16 protein-coding genes and 1 tRNA gene are annotated in these 19,407 nt (G+C 63.5%); 8 read left to right on the top strand and 9 right to left on the bottom strand.

All coding sequences use genetic code 11. The features are described from left to right. Nucleotides 1-163: 163 nt before the first annotated feature. The 9 genes from AC2VOP_RS00195 to rpmH all read right to left on the bottom strand — a co-directional run bounded on the left by AC2VOP_RS00195 (nt 164) and on the right by rpmH (nt 6,631). Nucleotides 164-895, bottom strand: coding sequence for an acetyltransferase (locus tag AC2VOP_RS00195; protein ID WP_486959091.1), 732 nt, complete (start codon nt 893-895; stop codon nt 164-166). 85 nt (nt 896-980) lie between these two features. Beyond that, entirely contained in the window at nt 981-2,015 is a 1,035-nt protein-coding gene (locus AC2VOP_RS00190) for a ParB/RepB/Spo0J family partition protein (RefSeq protein ID WP_486959084.1), read from the bottom strand. A 49-nt stretch (nt 2,016-2,064) separates the two neighbouring features. Further along, on the bottom strand, nt 2,065-2,997 hold the full coding sequence (locus AC2VOP_RS00185; protein WP_486959090.1) for a ParA family protein: 933 nt from the start codon (nt 2,995-2,997) through the stop codon (nt 2,065-2,067). A gap of 158 nt (nt 2,998-3,155) precedes the next feature. Beyond that, complete coding sequence (gene rsmG / locus AC2VOP_RS00180; RefSeq protein ID WP_486959083.1) at nt 3,156-3,926, bottom strand: 16S rRNA (guanine(527)-N(7))-methyltransferase RsmG; 771 nt, start codon at nt 3,924-3,926, stop codon at nt 3,156-3,158. A 53-nt stretch (nt 3,927-3,979) separates the two neighbouring features. Then, nucleotides 3,980-4,543, bottom strand: coding sequence for a Jag family protein (locus AC2VOP_RS00175; RefSeq protein ID WP_486959082.1), 564 nt, complete (start codon nt 4,541-4,543; stop codon nt 3,980-3,982). Between the two features lie 66 nt (nt 4,544-4,609). After that, the gene (yidC, locus tag AC2VOP_RS00170; protein ID WP_486959089.1) at nt 4,610-5,674 is read right to left on the bottom strand and encodes a membrane protein insertase YidC; all 1,065 of its coding nucleotides are present in this window, start codon (nt 5,672-5,674) and stop codon (nt 4,610-4,612) included. 43 nt (nt 5,675-5,717) lie between these two features. Next, on the bottom strand, nt 5,718-6,035 hold the full coding sequence (gene yidD / locus AC2VOP_RS00165; protein ID WP_486959088.1) for a membrane protein insertion efficiency factor YidD: 318 nt from the start codon (nt 6,033-6,035) through the stop codon (nt 5,718-5,720). A gap of 17 nt (nt 6,036-6,052) precedes the next feature. After that, the gene (rnpA, locus tag AC2VOP_RS00160) at nt 6,053-6,436 is read right to left on the bottom strand and encodes a ribonuclease P protein component (RefSeq protein WP_486959087.1); all 384 of its coding nucleotides are present in this window, start codon (nt 6,434-6,436) and stop codon (nt 6,053-6,055) included. Nucleotides 6,437-6,487: 51 nt separating this feature from the next. After that, on the bottom strand, nt 6,488-6,631 hold the full coding sequence (gene rpmH / locus AC2VOP_RS00155) for a 50S ribosomal protein L34 (protein WP_486959081.1): 144 nt from the start codon (nt 6,629-6,631) through the stop codon (nt 6,488-6,490). Between the two features lie 634 nt (nt 6,632-7,265). Here rpmH and dnaA point away from each other — a divergent pair. From dnaA to AC2VOP_RS00115, 8 genes are all read left to right on the top strand, one after another. Further along, a complete protein-coding gene (gene dnaA, locus AC2VOP_RS00150) occupies nt 7,266-8,744 on the top strand; it encodes a chromosomal replication initiator protein DnaA (RefSeq protein ID WP_486959086.1) in 1,479 nt (492 codons plus the stop codon). Nucleotides 8,745-9,268: 524 nt separating this feature from the next. Further along, nucleotides 9,269-10,474: a DNA polymerase III subunit beta gene (dnaN, locus tag AC2VOP_RS00145; RefSeq protein WP_486959080.1), complete on the top strand. Its 1,206-nt coding sequence runs from the start codon at nt 9,269-9,271 to the stop codon at nt 10,472-10,474. 38 nt (nt 10,475-10,512) lie between these two features. Then, on the top strand, nt 10,513-11,712 hold the full coding sequence (gene recF, locus AC2VOP_RS00140) for a DNA replication/repair protein RecF (protein WP_486959079.1): 1,200 nt from the start codon (nt 10,513-10,515) through the stop codon (nt 11,710-11,712). Continuing rightward, entirely contained in the window at nt 11,705-12,250 is a 546-nt protein-coding gene (locus tag AC2VOP_RS00135; RefSeq protein ID WP_486959078.1) for a DUF721 family protein, read from the top strand. Before recF ends, AC2VOP_RS00135 begins: the two co-directional genes overlap by 8 nt. A gap of 262 nt (nt 12,251-12,512) precedes the next feature. Further along, the gene (gene gyrB, locus AC2VOP_RS00130) at nt 12,513-14,555 is read left to right on the top strand and encodes a DNA topoisomerase (ATP-hydrolyzing) subunit B (protein ID WP_486959085.1); all 2,043 of its coding nucleotides are present in this window, start codon (nt 12,513-12,515) and stop codon (nt 14,553-14,555) included. 45 nt (nt 14,556-14,600) lie between these two features. Beyond that, the gene (gene gyrA, locus AC2VOP_RS00125; RefSeq protein ID WP_486959077.1) at nt 14,601-18,335 is read left to right on the top strand and encodes an intein-containing DNA gyrase subunit A; all 3,735 of its coding nucleotides are present in this window, start codon (nt 14,601-14,603) and stop codon (nt 18,333-18,335) included. A gap of 32 nt (nt 18,336-18,367) precedes the next feature. After that, on the top strand, nt 18,368-19,243 hold the full coding sequence (locus AC2VOP_RS00120; RefSeq protein ID WP_486959076.1) for a DUF3566 domain-containing protein: 876 nt from the start codon (nt 18,368-18,370) through the stop codon (nt 19,241-19,243). 69 nt (nt 19,244-19,312) lie between these two features. Next, nucleotides 19,313-19,386: transfer RNA gene (locus tag AC2VOP_RS00115), tRNA-Ile, on the top strand. The last annotated feature ends 21 nt before the right edge of the window (nt 19,387-19,407 follow it).

Here is a 19,407-nt window from a genome sequence, read left to right as displayed (position 1 = left end):
GATCGCCACCCCCGCAGGAGCGGCCACCGGCTTCACACCACGCCACCGCCGCAGCTTGCGCGCCGTCACGCGACATCACCGCATCCACCCATAGGGGGACGCTCGCACACGGGTCCGACAACTAGCGTTTGTCCACTACCGACCAAAAAACCGCCAGCTGTTCTCAACCCGCCCCCACCGGCTCCTGCAACCGAGTGTTCTCCAGCAGCCGTTCTAACGCGGCTTCCACCTCGGCTTTCCAACCCAGCCCCTTGTCCAGTTCCAACCGCAGGCGTGGAAAATACCGGTGCGGCGCCACCACATTGAACCCGGTCCTGAGCAGAAAATCCGCCTCGATGATGCAGTGGTCAACCGAGCAATCGCCCAGCACGTCGAGCACCGGGTCCAGTTCGGGGTGCGCACCCGGCGAATCCCACAGTTCACCGACTGCAGGGGTGCGGCCGAATGCTTCCAGCGCCCGGACGCCGCGGCGGACCAATTCGTCGACCACGCGGGCGATCAAATCCCGTGCCAGACCGTCGGCCAGCGGCCCAGGCTCGACACCAAGCGAGGTCAGCAGTACCGCGTCGGCGGAGACCGGAGCGGTCGGAAACCGGCGTGCCCGGGGTACGGCGCGCGGAGGTGCGTAGAGCACATAGCCCAAGCACGGGGTGTCGTCGCCGCCATGTTGGCTCGGATCTCGTGGACCTCCCGCCGCTGCCGTGGCGACCTGGCCGCACGATCCCCACTCCAGCATCACCATCGACAGCCATGCTTCCTTTTCGAACTCCGGGTCGGCCAGCTGGTCACCGTGGCCGAGGATCGCCGGATCCACCTCCCAGAAGACACAGCGGCGCGCGTGCTTGGGAAGCTGCTCGAACCCTTCGAGGCGCAGCGGGGTGATTCGAATAGACACGAGACTCCCGGATTCAACGCGGTGGTGCTCTGTCGGCAACCGTTCTAAGGATAGGAGAATTGGGGTGCTGCGTGCCACAGCGTTTTTAGGCGGTTGACGCGTTCGGCGTGTTCAGAGTGTTCGTCGTGGTCATGAGTCCGATAATGCGCTGGAGGTCGTCGACGGTCCCGAACTCGACGACGATCTTGCCCTTGCGCTTGCCCAGGCTGACGGTGACTCGGGTGTCGAATGCGGTGGACAGTCTCTCAGCAACGTCTTGCAGACCGGGCATCTGGATTGGCTTGCGTCCCCGAGGGGCGGTCGGAGCGAGGTCGCCCCGGTTGGCCAGGGTGACTGCTTCTTCGGTGGCGCGTACGGAAAGTCCCTCCGCCACGATGCGCGCGGCCAGCTCTTCCTGGGCCTCAGGTCCAGCCTCCAACGACAGCAACGCCCGGGCGTGACCTGCCGACAACACGCCGGCCGCGACCCGGCGCTGTACGGCGAGGGGCAATCGCAACAATCGGATCATGTTGGTGACCAATGGTCGGGATCGCCCGAGCCGCGCGGCCAACTCATCGTGGGTGACCCCGAATTCGTCGAGCAACTGCTGGTAGGCCGCCGCTTCTTCCAGAGGGTTCAGCTGCACCCGGTGAATGTTTTCCAGCAGCGCGTCCCGGAGAAGGTTGTCCTCCTCGGTCTCCCTGACGATCGCCGGGATGGTATCCAGGCCGGCCTGCTGTGCCGCTCGCCAGCGCCGTTCCCCCATCACCAGTTGGAAGTGGGGCTGGCCGGGTGCGTCGGAGGCAGCCCGGGGCAGCGGCCGTACCACTATCGGCTGCATCAAACCGAACTCGCGGATGGAGTGGACCAGTTCGGTGAGCGCTTCGTCGTCGAAGACTTGCCGCGGTTGGCGCGGGTTTGGCTCGATCAGCCCCGGATCGATTTCACGGTAGACCGCCCCGATGGTCTCTCTGCCGTCCACACCAGTCGGCACCGGGCTGCCCAGCACGACGTCCGCCGCGGCGTCACCCATCCGCGGACCCAGCACCCCCGAGGCCGATCCCGCATCGGCGGGCCCGGTGGGGATCAGCGCCGCCAGTCCGCGCCCCAGGCCACCCTTCCGGCGTGACGCCTGACTCATGGCCGCCGCTCCTCCCCATCGCTACGCTCTGCATCGTCGCGGCGGGAAGTCATGATCTTCCCGTGGCCGCAGTCGGCCTCTCGCGTCCGGCAAGCTCGCGGCTGGCATCCAAGTAGCTCATCGCGCCACGTGATCCCGGATCGTAATCAATGATCGTCATGCTGTATCCCGGCGCCTCGGACACCTTGACGCTGCGCGGGATTACGGTGCGGAGAACTTTGTCGCCGAAGTACCGGCGCACCTCAGCAGCTACCTGGTCGGCGAGCTTCGTCCGCCCGTCGTACATCGTCAAAAGCACCGTGGTCACCTCGAGGCTGGGGTTGAGATGAGCCTTCACCATCTCGATGTTGCGCATCAACTGCGACACGCCCTCCAAAGCGTAGTACTCACACTGGATGGGAATCATCACCTCCGGTGCCGCGACGAGCGCGTTGATCGTGAGCAATCCGAGCGATGGCGGGCAGTCGATGAAAACATAGTCAAAATCGCAGTCGCCCAGTCCGGCAAGGGCGGTCCGCAGTCGATTCTCGCGCGCAACCATGCTGACCAATTCGATCTCCGCCCCAGCCAGGTCGATAGTGGCCGGTACACAGAACAGCCGCTCACTATGCGGACTTTGTCGCAGCGCAGCATTCACCGGGATGTCGCCTGTCAGCACCTCATACGACGACGGTGTGCCGGACTGGCGATCAGTTATGCCCAATGCGGTGCTCGCGTTGCCCTGCGGGTCCAGGTCGATGACGAGTGCCTTGAGCCCTTGGACAGCGAGCGCACCTGCGAGGTTCACAGCCGTAGTGGTCTTTCCGACGCCGCCTTTTTGGTTCGCTACCGTGAACACCCGACGGTGCTTCGGCTTCGGCAGCGGCTCGTGGGTGGTGTGCAGCACCTGCATCGCGCGTTCCGCCGCCGCGCCAATAGGGGTATCGAACTCGTTCGGTGTTTCACGTGAAACACCGACGGGCGAACCCTGCGTCGTCGCCATAACCTCCGGATGTTTTTGCGTGCTCACCCGGTACAGCGCTGCAGCGGTAGCAGCGGACGCAGATCCACCAAGTGCGCCCTGATCGCGGGCGGTCGCGAACTTCGGATACGCTTCTCCCCGGCCTGAAGGCCGAGGCTTGCGCGCTACGCTTTTCGTGGTCATGTCGACCCCTTCGGCCCCCTCCGTGTCGCCGCCAGCTGGCCTCGGCTCCGCGCTCCGCGCAGCGCCACCACCACGGTTGCGGGCGGAGTCAAATAGTTCACGCCACATCTCACCACTCTGACATCCTCGGCGCCCAGAGCGATCATCACGCGCTGGTGTTCGACCACTTCTGCCTGTGCGCGCTCGCCTTTCATGGCGAGCATCCGGCCGCCCGGGCGCAGCAATGGCAAGCTCCACTCCGTCAACTTGCCCAAAGCCGCCACCGCCCGCGAGACCACCGCGTCCGCCCCGCCGACCGTGTTACGAGTGGAAGCTTCTTCAGCGCGTCCGCGGATCACGTCCACCTCCAGGCCCAGTTCTGCGACAGCCTCGCGAAGGAACTCGCTACGGCGCAGCAAGGGTTCCACCAGCACCACCTCGAGATCCGGCCGGGCGATCGCCAGCGGCAATCCGGGCAGCCCGGCACCGCTGCCAACGTCGATGACGCGCTCTCCTGGTTTCAGCAATTCACCCATTGCGGCGCAATTGAGGAGGTGCCGGTCCCAGATCCGGTCCGTCTCCCGGGGCCCGAGCAATCCTCGCCGCACACCGGAACGGACCAGCATGGCTGCGTAGCGCCGAGCCAGGTCGAGGCGTCCCCGGAACACTTCGTATGCTGCGTTGGGTGGTTCGTTGAGTGACGGCACACCATGGGGCACCGGAGATGGTTCGTCACACTCGGAAGGGCCGACCGGGGTTCCCACCCCGACACGTTTCACGTGAAACATCCCTCCGCCTCACGGAGAAAACGCGTGGTTGGAAACAACACCGTTGTAACTCTCTAGTCCGGCCGAACCACCACATGGCGCGACGGTTCCACGCCCTCGCTTTCGCTGTGCACACCCGGCACCGCCGCAACGGCATCGTGCACGATCTTACGTTCGAAGGGCGTCATCGCAGTCAGCTTCTCATCCTCGCCGTGCTGCAGCACCCGTCTGGCGACCTCGTCGCCTAACGCGGTCAAGTCCTCCCGGCGCCGTCGCCGCCAGCCGGCAATATCGAGCATGAGCCGGCTGCGTTCCCCGGTCTTCTGGTGTATAGCCAGTCGGGTCAATTCCTGCAACGCGTCGAGCACCTCGCCCTGGCGGCCCACCAACTTTGTCAGGTCGTCGCCGCCGTCGATGCTGACCACCGCGCGGGCACCCTGCACGTCCAGGTCGATATCTCCGTCGAAGTCGAGTAGATCCAACAACTCTTCCAGGTAATCGCCGGCGATCTCCCCCTCGGCAACCAACTGCTTCTCCATGTCCCCGGACCTCCCTGCGGCCACCGCGGTGGCGTCCGTGGCGTCGGTCCCGTCTCTACGGTCCGTACCGCTGCATTCTGCGACCTCAGGGTCTGTCATGGATACCTCCTCAACATTCACCGCCGGTAATCACCGCCAATCGCACCGGCGCCGGTATGGTTTCCCTCAACGCCGGCGTTTCTTCGCCTTGGCACCGGGGCGCGAGCCCCGACTCCGCGCCACCGGTTTCGGCCTGCTTACGTCGGCCGGTGCCGGTCGCGGTTCATTTCCAGCCCCTTTCGTCTCCCCGTCGGGCGTTGCCAGGCCAGTGGCCTCTTCACCAACCGTGTCCGCTGTCGCACCGTCACCGCCGCCTCCATGTCGCGGCTTGGTTGTCCGTTTGGGTTTGGCGCCCGGCACTGGTGCGTTCGCCGCACGTCGTCGCAGCGCCTCCTCCTTCTTGGCCTCGTCCTCCTTGGCAATCAAACCGAAGACGTAGTGCTGCTGACCGAACGTCCAAATGTTGTTGGAGACCCAGTAAAAAATGATGGCCAGCGGCAGGAACGGACCACCCACCACAACTCCCAGCGGAAACACGTACAGCGCCAATTTATTCATCACCGCGGTTTGCGGGTTGGCAGCAGCCTCCGGACTCTGCCGCGCCACCGACGCTCGGCTGTTGAAATACGTTGCGATGCCAGCCAAGATCATCACCGGCAACCCGACAGCGATCACTGCGGGGCGGCTGAATTCGGTAAACGCGTCCAAGCCGGTTCGTTGCGTCATGAATGCGCCGAGCGGCGCGCCGAACAGATTGGCGTCGAGGAAGTGGGCCACATCGGCGGGACTGAACAGATAGTTGCCGGTAGCCCGGTTCTGGTCCACCGAGAGGTGCGGCTGACCGAACCCGCCGGTGGTCCGGTTGAACGACCGCAGTACGTGATATAGCCCCAGGAACACCGGGATCTGCGCCAGCATCGGAAGGCAGCCGAGGATCGGGTTGAAGCCGTGCTCACGCTGGAGCTTCTGCATCTCCAGCGCCATCTTCTGGCGGTCTTTACCGTACTTTTTCTGGAGTGCCTTGATCTGCGGCTGCAGCTCCTGCATCTGTCGGGTGGTCCGAATCTGGCGGACGAAGGGCTTGTACAACAATGCACGCAGGGTGAAAACCAGGAACACTACCGACAGCGCCCACGCAAAGAAGCTGGACGGTCCCAGCATCATTGCAAAAGCCTTGTACCACAACCACATAATGGCTGATACCGGGTAGTAGACGACGTCGAGACTAGCCCAATTAAACAACCGGCTCGCTCCCCCCCTGCTTTGCCGGCGCGCAAGGCCCTCGACCGGTCAGCACCAGTTCGGCCCGTTCGGGTATCGGATCCCATCCACCGGCATGCCACGGCCCACACTTTCCCAGTCGGATTACCGCCAGCCAGGTTCCTCGGATCAGGCCGTACTCGCGCAGTGCCTCCACCGCATACTGACTGCAGGTGGGCATGAACCGGCAACTGGGCAGTCGCAGCGGTGAGATCGTATGGCGGTACAGCTCGATGAGGAAGATCACCGCCCGCACCGGCTCCCCGCGCAACGAGCGGGCCAACCGGGTCATCGTGAATCTCTGGTATCTCACCGGTAGCCACCCTCCAGTCGACCAATGCACTCCAGGCCCGACTTGAGCTGCTGCTCCAAGCACCCTGACTTCATGTGGCTGCTGCCCGGGAGCGCACGAATCACCACCTGCCCTGACGGTTCCAATCCGGCGATGATACTGCGCGCAGCATGCCGCAGTCGCCGCGCGACCCGGTGCCGCTGCACCGCCGAACCTACCGACTTCCCGATGATCAAGCCGACGCGTGGACCCGACATCTCAGCACCCTCAGCACCCCTGACCGGTGATTCGCCGATCCCCCGGGCGTGGATCACGATGTCGCGCTGCACAACCCTTCTTCCGTATTTCACCGTCGCGGCGAAATCAGCCGATCGCCGCATCCGGTACTGCGCTGGGAGCACCGTTCCCAACCCGTCCACCTAGCCAGTCCGACCCGTTTCCGGTACTCGTGCTCAAGCAGTCAGCAAACGCCGCCCTTTTCGGCGCCGCCCCGAGACAATCCCACGCCCGGCACGGGTGCGCATACGAAGCCGGAAACCATGCACCCGGGCCCTCCGGCGGTTATTCGGCTGGAAGGTCCGCTTGCCCTTGGTCACGGCACACTCTCCTTGCTGCGCATCGCATCTGCCGCACACACCCCACTACGGTGTGCCTACGGTAGCCGAGGCACTAGTAAGTTTGGCTAAACTTCTGTATGTCGCTCGGGGCCGACTTGCTAACCTCCGTCGTCGGCGGGGCACCGGCCACAGCCGTATCGCCGACGCTCGGGCGACCGTTCGAAGGTTACTGACGTCAGTTCGCCAGGTCAAACCTCACGTGCCGTTATCCCACCGCCCGTCACCGGCCGCCCCTCGCCGTTGCCACCCGTTGCCACCCGTTGCCACTACCCACAACCGCCTCATCGGCCACACCCGATGACCAAAATCTCGATCACCTGAACCAATATCACCGAATGATTGGCCACCCTCAACCAAACCTGTTAACTTCTGGCAATGCCGTTCAGCACCGGAACGGTACCCAACAACCAAGCGACGACGGATCGGCCGTCAATCCCGACAGGCCTTGCTGGCTGTGCGAAGCGCCGAGTTCAGGTGCAGCGGCTCATCAGTCGCGACCTGCGCATGAACGCGTTATCCACACCTGTGTATAGCAGTGTGGACAGTTCGCCATCGCACCACAAGAGGATGCGTCTCGACGCCGAACCAGAGGGATCTGTCTTTGACCGATAACCTGACCGATGACCCCGGCCCGGGCTTCGTGACAGTCTGGGACGCCGTTGTCTCCGAACTCACCGCTAACACCGACGTCCCAGTCGGTAACGGCGACTCCTTGCCTACCGTCTTGACCCCACAACAAAAAGCCTGGCTCAACCTGGTACAACCGATCGCCATCGTCGAAGGGTTCGCGCTGCTCTCAGTGCCCAGCAGCTTCGTCCAAAATGAGATCGAGCGCCACCTCCGCACCCAGATCACCGATGCACTCAGTCGTCGCCTGGGCCAGCCCATCGAGCTCGGCGTCCGCATCGCACCACCCACAGAAGACACTGAACATGCAGTCGCCGAAACCCGCAGCGACACAGACGACGGCGATGCCGACCTCGTCGACCTTGTCGACACCCAATACGAGTGGCCGACGTACTTCACCGAACGGCCCAGCAACGATCCGACCGCTGCCGAGGGAACCAGCCTCAACCGTCGATACACCTTCGACAGTTTCGTTATCGGCGCTTCCAACCGGTTCGCACACGCCGCCACGCTGGCTATCGCCGAAGCACCGGCGCGCGCCTACAACCCGTTGTTCATCTGGGGTGAGTCCGGACTGGGTAAAACACATCTTCTGCACGCAGCCGGTAACTATACCCAACGACTGTTCCCCGGCATGCGCGTCAAGTACGTCTCCACCGAAGAATTCACCAACGACTTCATCAACTCACTGCGCGATGACCGTCGCGTCGCGTTCAAACGCAGCTATCGCGACATCGACGTACTGCTGGTTGACGACATCCAGTTCATCGAAGGCAAAGAAGGCATCCAAGAAGAGTTCTTCCACACCTTCAACACCCTCCACAACGCCAACAGGCAGATCGTCATCTCTTCTGACCGCCCGCCGAAACAGCTCGCCACTCTCGAAGACCGCCTGCGCACCCGATTCGAATGGGGCTTGATCGCTGATGTCCAACCCCCCGACCTTGAGACGCGCATCGCCATCCTCCGTAAAAAGGCACAGATGGAACGGCTCGACGTACCCGACGACGTGCTCGAGTTAATCGCCACCAGTATCGAACGCAACATTCGAGAACTCGAAGGTGCGCTCATCCGAGTGACCGCGTTCGCATCCCTGAACAAAACAACAATCGACAAACCACTCGCCGAGATCGTGCTGCGTGACCTCGTCGCCGACGCCAGCACCATCCACATCAGCCCCGCGACCATCATGGCCACGATCGCCGAATACTTCGACACCACCGTCGAGGAATTACGCGGTCCCGGCAAAACCCGGCCGCTGGCGCAGTCTCGGCAGGTCGCCATGTATCTCTGCCGTGAGCTCACCGATCTGTCGCTCCCCAAGATCGGCCAGGCGTTCGGCCGCGACCACACTACCGTGATGTACGCCGACCGGAAAATCCGCAGCGAGATGGCCGAACGACGAGAGGTTTTCGACCAAGTCACAGAACTTACCGCCCGGATTCGCCAACGCGCCAAGCGTTGATCTCACAGGCGCCCGGCGCACCCACACCACCGATCGCAAACAGTGGGACCGTGCACCTCCTTGACATGAGCACCCCGCTGTGCACCCCGCTGTGCATAACTTGTCGACGGTAGGCCACCTAGCCCCGATCCCCATACACAAGTCACACTCGATCCCCAACCACCATCGCGGTATCACCACTGTCGTCCACCGATGGTCCCCACCCGCGGGCCCCGCTCAACAGCGACGATGACGCCACTGCCCAAGATCCACAAGCCCTACTACTGATACTTGTCTTTCACCTCAATCCTTCATAGAAGAACACCGTTGGGGATGGACGCCATGCACATCCCCCATCAGTTCGGCTCAGTCCGGCTCAGCCTGGACTTGATCGGTCCTGAAGTCGGTCCTGCCGGCATCGCCGAATGCCTTTCACGATGCACCCGGAGGCCGTACGGTGAGTTTCCGACCGCCGTTACGCTTGTCGTACGCAGCCGCCGGCTCAAGCTTGATACGAAGAATGACACGGGTGACGAAGGAACACTATGGACGCGGCAACCACCGACGTTGATCTGACGAACTTGCAGTTTCGCCTGGACCGGGACGAGTTCGCCGATGCGGTGGCCTGGGTCGCGCGAAACCTGCCGCAGAGACCGACCGTGCCGGTGTTGGCCGGGGTTCTACTGGTCGGCTCAGACACCGGTCTGACCGTGTCCGGGTTCGATTTTGAGGTTTCCGCTGAGGTGACCCTGGCTGCTGAGATCGCCTCGCCGGGCCGTGTGCTGGTATCTGGTCGGTTGCTGTCGGATATCACGCGAGCATTGCCGCCTCGCCCTGTCGACGTCAGCGTTGAGGGCACTCGGGCGTTGTTGACGTGCGGCAACGCCAGATTCGCCCTGCCGACAATGGCGGTGGAGGATTACCCGACGCTACCGACGTTGCCGGAGGAGACCGGTGCGATGCCCGCCGAGCTGTTCACTGAGGCGATCGGCCAGGTTTCAGTCGCGGCAGGCCGGGATGACACACTGGTTATGTTGACCGGGATCCGAGTTGAAATCTCCGGTGAAACAGTGGTTTTGGCGGCGACTGACCGGTTCCGGTTGGCGGTTCGCGAGCTGACCTGGTCTTCATCACCGGGGTCTGCTGAGGTCGAGGCAGCGGTGCTGGTGCCGGCGAAGACCTTAGTCGAGGCCGCCAAGGCCGGGGTTGAGGGTTCCGAGGTGCACCTGGCCTTGGGGACGGGATCCGCAGTGGGTAGGGAGGGCTTGTTGGGCATCAGTGGCGCCGGGAAACGCAGTACTACTCGGTTGCTGGATGCGGAGTTCCCTAAATTCCGTCAGTTGCTGCCCAGCGAGCACAGTGCGATCGTCACGGTGGGAGTGGCGGAGTTGATTGAGGCGATCAAACGAGTCGCGTTGGTGGCTGATCGTGGTGCCCAAGTCCGGATGGAGCTGGATCATGCAACGTTGCGACTCTCAGCAGATGCCGGCGACGGCGGTCATGCGGAAGAGGACTTATTGGTGGATTTTGCCGGCGAGCCGTTAACGATCGCGTTCAATCCGACCTACCTGACCGACGGATTAGGTTCATTGCACAGCGAGCGGGTGTCGTTAGGATTCACTGATCCGAAAAAACCAGCGGTGCTGCGGCCTGCTCGCGACGGGGACCCGCCACCGCAAGGAGCTGGTCCGTTCCCGCCGTTACCGTCTGATTATGTTTATTTGCTCATGCCGGTTCGGCTGCCCGGGTGATGGACCTCACGCGGTGATGACAGAGGTGGATCGTTGAGGTGTATGTCCGCCATTTGGGGTTGTGTGATTTCCGGTCATGGGCGCACGTCGACCTTGAATTGAAGCCCGGAGCCACCGTGCTGGTGGGCCCCAACGGCTATGGTAAGACGAACCTTGTTGAGGCGCTGTGGTATTCGGTAATCCTGGGTTCTTATCGGGTGGCTGGTGATGCACCGTTGATCAGGGTGGGAGCCAGTCGCGCCTTGGTGTCGACGATTGTTGTCAATAACGGCCGTGAACTCGCTGTCGACTTGGAGATCACGGCCGGGCGGGCCAACAAGGTGCGCTTGAACCGGGCACCGGTACGCAACGTGCGCGAGGTCATCGGGGTACTGCGCGCAGTGCTGTTTGCGCCTGAGGATCTTGCTATGGTTCGTGGTGAGCCTGGCGAGCGGCGCCGGTACTTGGACGACCTGGCCAGTCAGCGTCGGCCGCAAGTCGCGGGTATCCGGGCCGATTACGATCGGGTGTTGCGTCAGCGGACGGCGCTGCTCAAAAGCGCGGCCGGGGTGCTCCGGGGTAGCGACCGTACTGGTCGCGATGTACGCAACACCATCGATGTTTGGGATGAACAGTTGGCGGCTCACGGCGCTGAACTGATGGCGGCGCGCATCGATGTAGTGAACCAGTTAGCGCCGGAGGTTGAGAAGGCCTACCAGCTGTTGGCGCCGGACCGACGAAGCGTCGCTATCTCTTACCGGCCCAACCTGGAGATGGCTGTCGAAGACCTCACTGGCGATGTGGCCTGCCTGAGGGAGGCACTGCTGTCCGCGCTGTCACAACGTCGCTCCGCTGAGCTTGAACGTGGAGTGTGTCTGGTCGGTCCGCACCGCGACGAGTTGGAACTGCGACTCGGTGACCGACCGGTGAAAGGGTTTGCCAGTCACGGTGAATCATGGTCGGTGGCGCTGGCTCTGCGACTAGCCGCTTACGAACTCTTGCGTAGCGAGGGGCCCGAGCCGGTTCTGCTGCTTGATGACGTGTTCGCTGAATTGGACGGTGCTCGACGACGAGCGTTGGCTAAGGTCGCTGGTTCTGCGGAACAGTCGCTGGTGACAGCGGCGGTACCGGGTGATATTCCACCGGACTGGGGGGCCACTCAAATATTGATAACCCTCGCCGATGTTGACGACGGACGGGTGTCGAAGGTGGCGGAGATAGTATCTGCGCCCGTTGGCGGGGGAAGCGTAAATGACTGACCAACACAACCCCGCCGCCGAGCCTCCGGCCGCGGTGGATCTCGTCGAGCGCATCTTGCAGGAAGCGCGCGATGCAGCGCGCAAGGAGGGCAAAGACGTCGGCCGGGGTCGGAGATCATCGACTCTGCGCCGCGTGGCCGGCCGCGGTAGCCGCCGCAGTTGGTCGGGTCCGGGCGCGGATCGGCGTGACCCGCAACCGCTGGGCGCGGCGACTCGGGACGTGGCCCGCACCCGGGGTTGGTCGATGCGGGTCGCCGAAGGCGCGATATTGGGTCAGTGGCCGTCGGTGGTAGGTCGCCAGATCGCCGATCATGCCACACCGACCGGGTTACGTGATGGGGTGCTCAGCGTGTCCGCGGAGTCGACGGCATGGGCTACCCAGCTGCGGATCGTGCAGGCACAGCTGATAGCCAAGATCGCGGCCGCGGTCGGCAACGGGGTGGTAACGGCGCTGAAAATCACCGGGCCGACCACGCCATCGTGGCGCAAGGGGCCGTTGCACATCGCCGGCCGGGGGCCCCGCGACACCTACGGCTGACCGGCCGTCCAACCCGCGATGGGCACCGAGAGGCACTGAGAGCCACCGAGAGGTACTGCCTGAGCGCCTCTACAAGCTCGCAAATCCGTCTGGCCAGCGGGAGATCACTCCTGCGGTGGCGATATCGACGTCACGGGCCGATCAGATAGCGGGAAACACCGTAAGAAAACCGGTCCTGTCTGTGGATCACGGTAGACTGGCAACCGACTCGTCGCGGTAACTTCACCGCGTGCACATGACCCCTGAGGAGAGCTTTCCGACCGTGGCTGCCCAGAAGAAAAAAGCGCAACCCACGTACGACGCCCAGGCCATCACAATTCTCGAAGGGCTCGAGGCCGTCCGCAAACGTCCTGGTATGTACATCGGTTCCACCGGTGAGCGTGGGTTGCACCATCTGGTCTGGGAGGTGGTCGACAACTCGGTGGACGAGGCGATGGCCGGCTATGCGACCGCCATCGATGTGCTCCTCCTCGAGGACGGCGGCGTGGAAGTGCGCGACAACGGCCGGGGTATCCCAGTCGGAATGCACGAATCTGGTATCCCCGCGGTCGACGTCGTGATGACCCAGCTGCACGCGGGCGGCAAATTCGGTGGCGAGAACGGCGCATACGCGGTCTCCGGTGGACTGCACGGGGTTGGTGTATCAGTGGTCAATGCGCTGTCGACCCGCTTGGAGGTCGAGATCTACACCAACGGCCACGAATGGTTCCAGTGCTATGACCACTCGGTGCCGGGCACGCTCAAACAGGGAGCGGAGACCAAAAAGACCGGCACCACCGTTCGGTTCTGGGCCGATCCGGACGTCTTTGAAACCACCGAGTACAACTTCGAGACGGTCACGCGCCGACTGCAGGAGATGGCGTTCCTCAACAAAGGGCTGACCATCACCCTCACCGACGCGCGGGTCACCCCGCAAGACGTGGTCGACGAGGTCGTCAGTGACGTGGCCGAGGCTCCGAAGTCGGCCGAAGCGAAGGCCGCCGAGTCGGCCGCACCGAAAAGGGTCAAGCGGCGGTCGTTCCACTACCCCGGCGGGCTGGTCGACTACGTCAAGCACATCAACAGCACCAGCACGAAGACCCCGATCCACTCCAGCATCGTGGATTTCTCCGGCAAGGGCGAGGGTCACGAGGTCGAAGTCGCCATGCAGTGGAACAACAGCTATACCGAATCGGTGCACACCTTCGCCAACACCATCAACACCGCGGAAGGCGGCACCCACGAAGAAGGCTTCCGGACGGCATTGACCTCGGTTGTCAACAAGTATGCTCGAGACAAAAAGCTACTCAAGGACAAAGAACCCAACCTGACCGGTGATGATGTTCGGCTGGGCCTGTCCGCCGTCATCTCGGTCAAGGTCAAAGAACCGCAGTTCGAGGGCCAGACCAAGACCAAGCTCGGCAACACAGAAGTGAAGTCTTTCGTGCAGAAGGTCTGCAACGAGCAGCTTGCGCACTGGTTCGAAGCCAACCCGTCCGAGGCCAAGGTGGTGATCAACAAGGCAATTTCGTCGGCTCAGGCTCGTATCGCGGCCGCCAAGGCCCGGGACTTGGTGCGCCGCAAGAGCGCCACTGACCTCGGGGGGCTTCCCGGAAAGCTGGCAGACTGTCGTTCCGGAGATCCCAGCAAGTCGGAACTGTATGTGGTGGAAGGTGATTCGGCTGGAGGCTCGGCCAAGAGCGGCCGCGACTCGGAATTCCAGGCGATCTTGCCGCTGCGCGGCAAGATCATCAACGTGGAGAAGTCGCGCATCGACCGGGTGCTGAAAAATACCGAGGTGCAGGCGATCATCACCGCACTGGGCACTGGAATCCACGACGAGTTCGACATCTCCAAGCTGCGTTACCACAAGATCGTTCTGATGGCCGATGCCGATGTCGACGGGCAGCACATCGCTACCTTGCTGCTGACCCTGCTGTTCCGATTCATGCGGCCGTTGATCGAACACGGGCACGTGTTCCTGGCGCAGCCGCCGCTGTACAAGCTGAAGTGGCAGCGTGGCGCCGAGCCGGAATTCGCCTACTCTGACCGCGAGCGAGACGGCCTGCTGGCGGCCGGGAAGAAGGCCGGCAAGAAGATCAACGCCGACGACGGCATCCAGCGCTACAAAGGCTTGGGCGAGATGGACGCCAAGGAGCTGTGGGAGACCACGATGGACCCGGCAGCGCGGGTGCTGCGCCAGGTCACCCTCGATGACGCTGCCGCTGCCGACGAGCTGTTCTCCATCCTGATGGGCGACGACGTCGAAGCGCGGCGCAGCTTCATCACGCGTAACGCGAAAGACGTTCGTTTCTTGGATGTCTGACGGGGTGACATCACCGCGGGATTCTGACCGACTAACGAGGAGCAGATGACAGACACCACGCTGCCACCGGGCGACGGCTCGGTCGACCGGGTCGAGCCGGTAGACATCCAGCAGGAAATGCAGCGCAGCTACATCGACTACGCGATGAGCGTCATCGTGGGCCGGGCGCTGCCGGAGGTGCGCGACGGGCTCAAGCCGGTACACCGCCGGGTGCTGTATGCGATGTTCGACTCCGGTTTCCGCCCGGATCGCAGTCACGCCAAATCGGCCCGCTCGGTCGCCGAGACGATGGGCAACTACCACCCGCACGGCGACGCGTCCATCTACGACACCCTGGTGCGAATGGCCCAGCCGTGGTCGTTGCGCTATCCGCTAGTCGACGGCCAGGGCAACTTCGGGTCGCCGGGCAACGATCCACCAGCCGCAATGCGCTACTGCAGTACGGCAGATACGTTGGTGCGCTTACCATTTGGTCAGTCTATACGCATCGGAGATGTCTTTGAAGGCGCCCAACCCGGCTCCGACAACGCGATCGAGACGAAGGTGCTCAACCGGCACGGCAACCCGGTTGCGGCAGATTGTTTGTTCCATTCGGGCGACCACCAGACCTACAAGGTGCGCACTGCAGAAGGCTACGAGGTCACCGGCACGGCCAACCACCCGCTACTGTGCTTGGTCGATGTCGGCGGTGTGCCCACGCTGCTGTGGAAGCTGATCGAAGAGATCCGCCCTGACGATCACGTGGTGCTGCAGCGGACTCCTCCAACGGAGTTCGGCCCAGTCGACTGGCACGTAACGATGGAAGCGCTCCTGTTGGGAGCTTTCATCAGCGAGGGTTTCGTGTCTGAGACGCGGGCGGGGTTCAACAACCTTGACCGCGATTACTTTCACATGGTTGTGGGCGCTTACGACGCTGTTGTCGGCGGTGAGCGGTACGTCTCGCAACGGAGGATCAGATCAGGATCGCTGCTGTATGAACTTGATATCCACAATCCGGCCCGACTTGGGGAATTGTGTGGGCAGCGTTCGGCAGAAAAGGTGGTGCCGGAATGGCTCTGGCACTCCCCCGCCTCGGTGAAGCGAGTGTTCCTGCAGGCCCTCTTCGAGGGCGACGGCTCCTGCTCTGCCCTGCCTCGCAACACGATCCAGATCTCCTACTCTACGCGCAGCGAGCGACTGGCCAAAGACGTCCAGCAGCTGCTGCTGGAATTCGGGGTAATCTCCAGCCGTTACCGCCATGCTGTCGGCGAGTACAAGGTCGTCATCACCAACCGCGCCCAGGCCGAACTGTTCGCCAGCCAGATCGGTTTCGGTGGTGCCAAGCAGGAGAAGCTCACCGAAACCCTGTCGTCGATGCCGCCGTGCGCCGGTATGGACAGCGATCATGTTCCCGGGCTGACCCGGTTCATCCGCCGGCACTGCGGCAGCCGCTGGGTCGACAAGGACTGGCTGAATCGGCACAACATCGACCGCATCCAGCGCTGGCGCACCCGCGGCGAGGAAATCCTCGGCCATATCGCCGATCCAGACGTGCGTGCGATCGCCTCCGAACTCACCGACGGCCGTTTCTACTATGCAAAAGTCGCCAGCGTCACCGCCGCTGGGGTGCAGCCGGTGTACAGCCTGCGGGTCGACACGGAAGACCACGCGTTCATCACCAACGGGTTCGTCAGCCACAACACCGAGGCACGACTGACTCCGCTGGCGATGGAGATGTTGCGTGAAATCGACGAGGAGACCGTCGATTTCATCCCCAACTACGACGGGCGGGTGCAAGAACCCACGGTGCTGCCCAGCCGGTTCCCGAACCTGCTGGCCAACGGCTCCGGGGGCATCGCGGTCGGCATGGCGACCAACATCCCGCCGCACAACCTGGCCGAGCTCGCCGAGGCCGTGTTCTGGTGCCTGGACAACTTCGACGCCGACGAAGAGGTCACCCTGGCCGCGGTGATGGAGCGGGTGAAGGGTCCGGACTTTCCGACGGCCGCGCTGATCGTCGGAGTACAGGGCGTCACCGACGCTTACACCACCGGACGCGGTTCGATCCGGATGCGTGGAGTCGCGGAGATCGGCGAGGACGCCAAAGGCCGCAGCTCGCTGATCATCACCGAGCTGCCGTACCAGGTCAACCACGACAACTTCATCACCTCGATCGCCGAGCAGGTGCGCGACGGCAAGCTGACCGGCATCGCCAACATCGAGGACCACAGCAGCAAGGGCGAGCTGCGTATCGTCGTCGAACTGAAACGCGACGCGGTAGCCAAGGTGGTGCGGAACAACCTCTACAAGCACACCCAACTGCAGACCAGCTTCGGCGCCAACATGCTGGCCATCGTCGACGGGGTGCCCCGCACCATGCGGCTAGACCAGCTGATCCGCCGCTACGTCGACCACCAGCTCGACGTGATCGTGCGGCGCACCACCTACCGGCTGCGCAAGGCCAACGAGCGGGCCCACATCCTGCGCGGCCTGGTCAAAGCACTAGACGCCCTGGACGAGGTGATCGCACTGATCCGGGGGTCGCAGACAGTCGACGACGCACGACAGGGCTTGATGGGGTTGCTCGACATCGACGATGTGCAGGCGCAAGCCATCCTCGACATGCAGCTGCGTCGGCTGGCCGCCCTGGAACGCCAGAGGATCATCGACGACCTGGCCAAAATCGAAGCCGAGATCGCCGATCTGGAAGATATCCTGGCCAGGCCTGAACGGCAGCGGACGATCGTCCACGACGAACTCGCCGAGATCGTGGAGAAGTACGGCGATGACCGGCGCACCCGGATCATCGCTGCCGACGGCGACGTCAGCGACGAGGACCTGATTGCGCGTGAAGAGGTCGTCGTCACCATCACCGAGACCGGCTACGCGAAACGGACCAAGACCGATCTGTACCGCAGCCAGAAGCGGGGCGGCAAGGGCGTACAGGGTGCCGGCCTTAAGCAGGACGACATCGTCGCACACTTCTTTGTGTGCTCGACGCACGACTGGATCCTGTTTTTCACCAGCCACGGCCGGGTCTACCGGGCCAAGGCTTATGAGCTGCCGGAGACTGCTCGCAATGCGCGCGGCCAGCACGTCGCCAATCTGCTGGCCTTCCAGCCTGGGGAACGCATCGCGCAAGTCATCCAGATCCAGAGTTACGAGGACGCCCCCTATTTGGTGCTGGCCACCCGCAACGGGCTGGTGAAGAAGTCGCGGCTGACCGACTTCGACTCCAACCGCTCCGGCGGGATCGTGGCTGTCAACTTGCGCGACGGCGATGAACTGGTCGGCGCCGTGCTGTGTTCCAGCGACGACGACTTGCTGCTGGTATCGGCCAACGGGCAGTCCATCCGGTTCGCGGCGACCGATGACGTACTGCGCCCGATGGGTCGCGCGACCTCCGGTGTGCACGGTATGCGGTTCAACGCAGACGATCGGCTGCTGTCACTCAACGTGGTGCGCGAGGGCACTTACCTGCTGGTCGCCACCGCCGGCGGATATGCCAAGCGCACCGCCATCGAGGAGTACGGCGCGCAGGGTCGCGGCGGCAAGGGGATCCGGACCATCCAGTACGATTCCCGTCGGGGTCGGCTGATAGGGGCACTGATCGTCGATGACGACAGCGAGCTGTACGCCATCACCTCGATCGGCGGGGTGATCCGCACCAGGGCGCGGCAGGTCCGGAAAGCTGGACGGCAGACCAAGGGAGTTCGGTTGATGAACTTGGGCGAGGGCGACACACTGTTAGCCATTGCACGAAACGCCGAGGAAGGCGTGACCGAGGACTCGGGCAGCTGACCCGGCCCGGGCGCGCAGGTAAGGAGCCGTGGGTGACTACACCGAACGGACCGGAATACCCCGAGCCGAGGGATAGCCCGGCGAAGCCGGACGGCTCGGCTGACGCCACCGGTCAGCGACCGGGAGCTCGAGCCGGGGCCGGCCGAATCACCGAGACCGGTGAGCCTCCGCCCTGGCAACGCAGCGCGGCTGCACGGTCCCGTCCGGCGGCGCCGCACTCGCCGGAACCGCCGGTGCAGCAGCAACCTCGGCCGGCGGGTCAGTCCCCCGGAGTGGATGCGCGGTTGACCCGGTTCATCTCCGGCACCGCCGCGCCGGGCGCCAAGTCCGCACCGGCCAAAACCGGGACGGGCCAACCGGACCCGGCGCGCATCGACAGCCAGCAAGCCGACGCCTATGGCAGTGAGCTGCCGGACCTGTCCGAGGCGAACTCTCGTGCGGCACAGCGCAAGCCGCCCGCTGAGCCCGGCGGCGCTGCGGCGTCGAGGGGGTCGACGGGGTCGGCATGGGTGGCCGAGCGCCGCGTCCAAGTTTCGGCGCGGTCCAGAGGCCCGGTGCGGGCCAGCATGCAGATCCGCCGAATCGATCCGTGGAGCGCGTTGAAAGTGTCGCTGCTGCTGTCGGTGGCGTCGTTCTTCGTCTGGATGATTGCCGTGGCGTTGCTCTACCTGGTGTTGGGCAGCATGGGTGTATGGAGCAAACTCAACAGCAACGTTGGTGATCTGCTGACCAACACCAGCGGCACCGGCGAGCTGGTCTCCGGTGGCTTTATTTTCGGCAGTGCCGTGCTGATCGGCCTGGTGAACATCGTCTTGCTGACCGCGATGGCGACCCTGGGCGCGGTTATCTACAACCTGAGTACCGATCTGATCGGTGGTGTCGAAGTGACATTGGCGGATCGCGACTGAGCCGGCGCATCATATTTTGGGAGCAGGTGGCGCTTGCGGTAATCTCGTCGCTCGGCTGTGCGCGAGCGCGGGCCTATAGCTCAGGCGGTTAGAGCGCTTCGCTGATAACGAAGAGGTCGGAGGTTCGAGTCCTCCTAGGCCCACCGGGGACAGTAACCCGCAAA

This window comes from Mycobacterium sp. TH-M106, assembly GCF_057473765.1.
The sequence above is the reverse complement of the archived record's forward strand: the minus strand, read 5'-3'. Positions and strand labels throughout refer to the sequence as shown.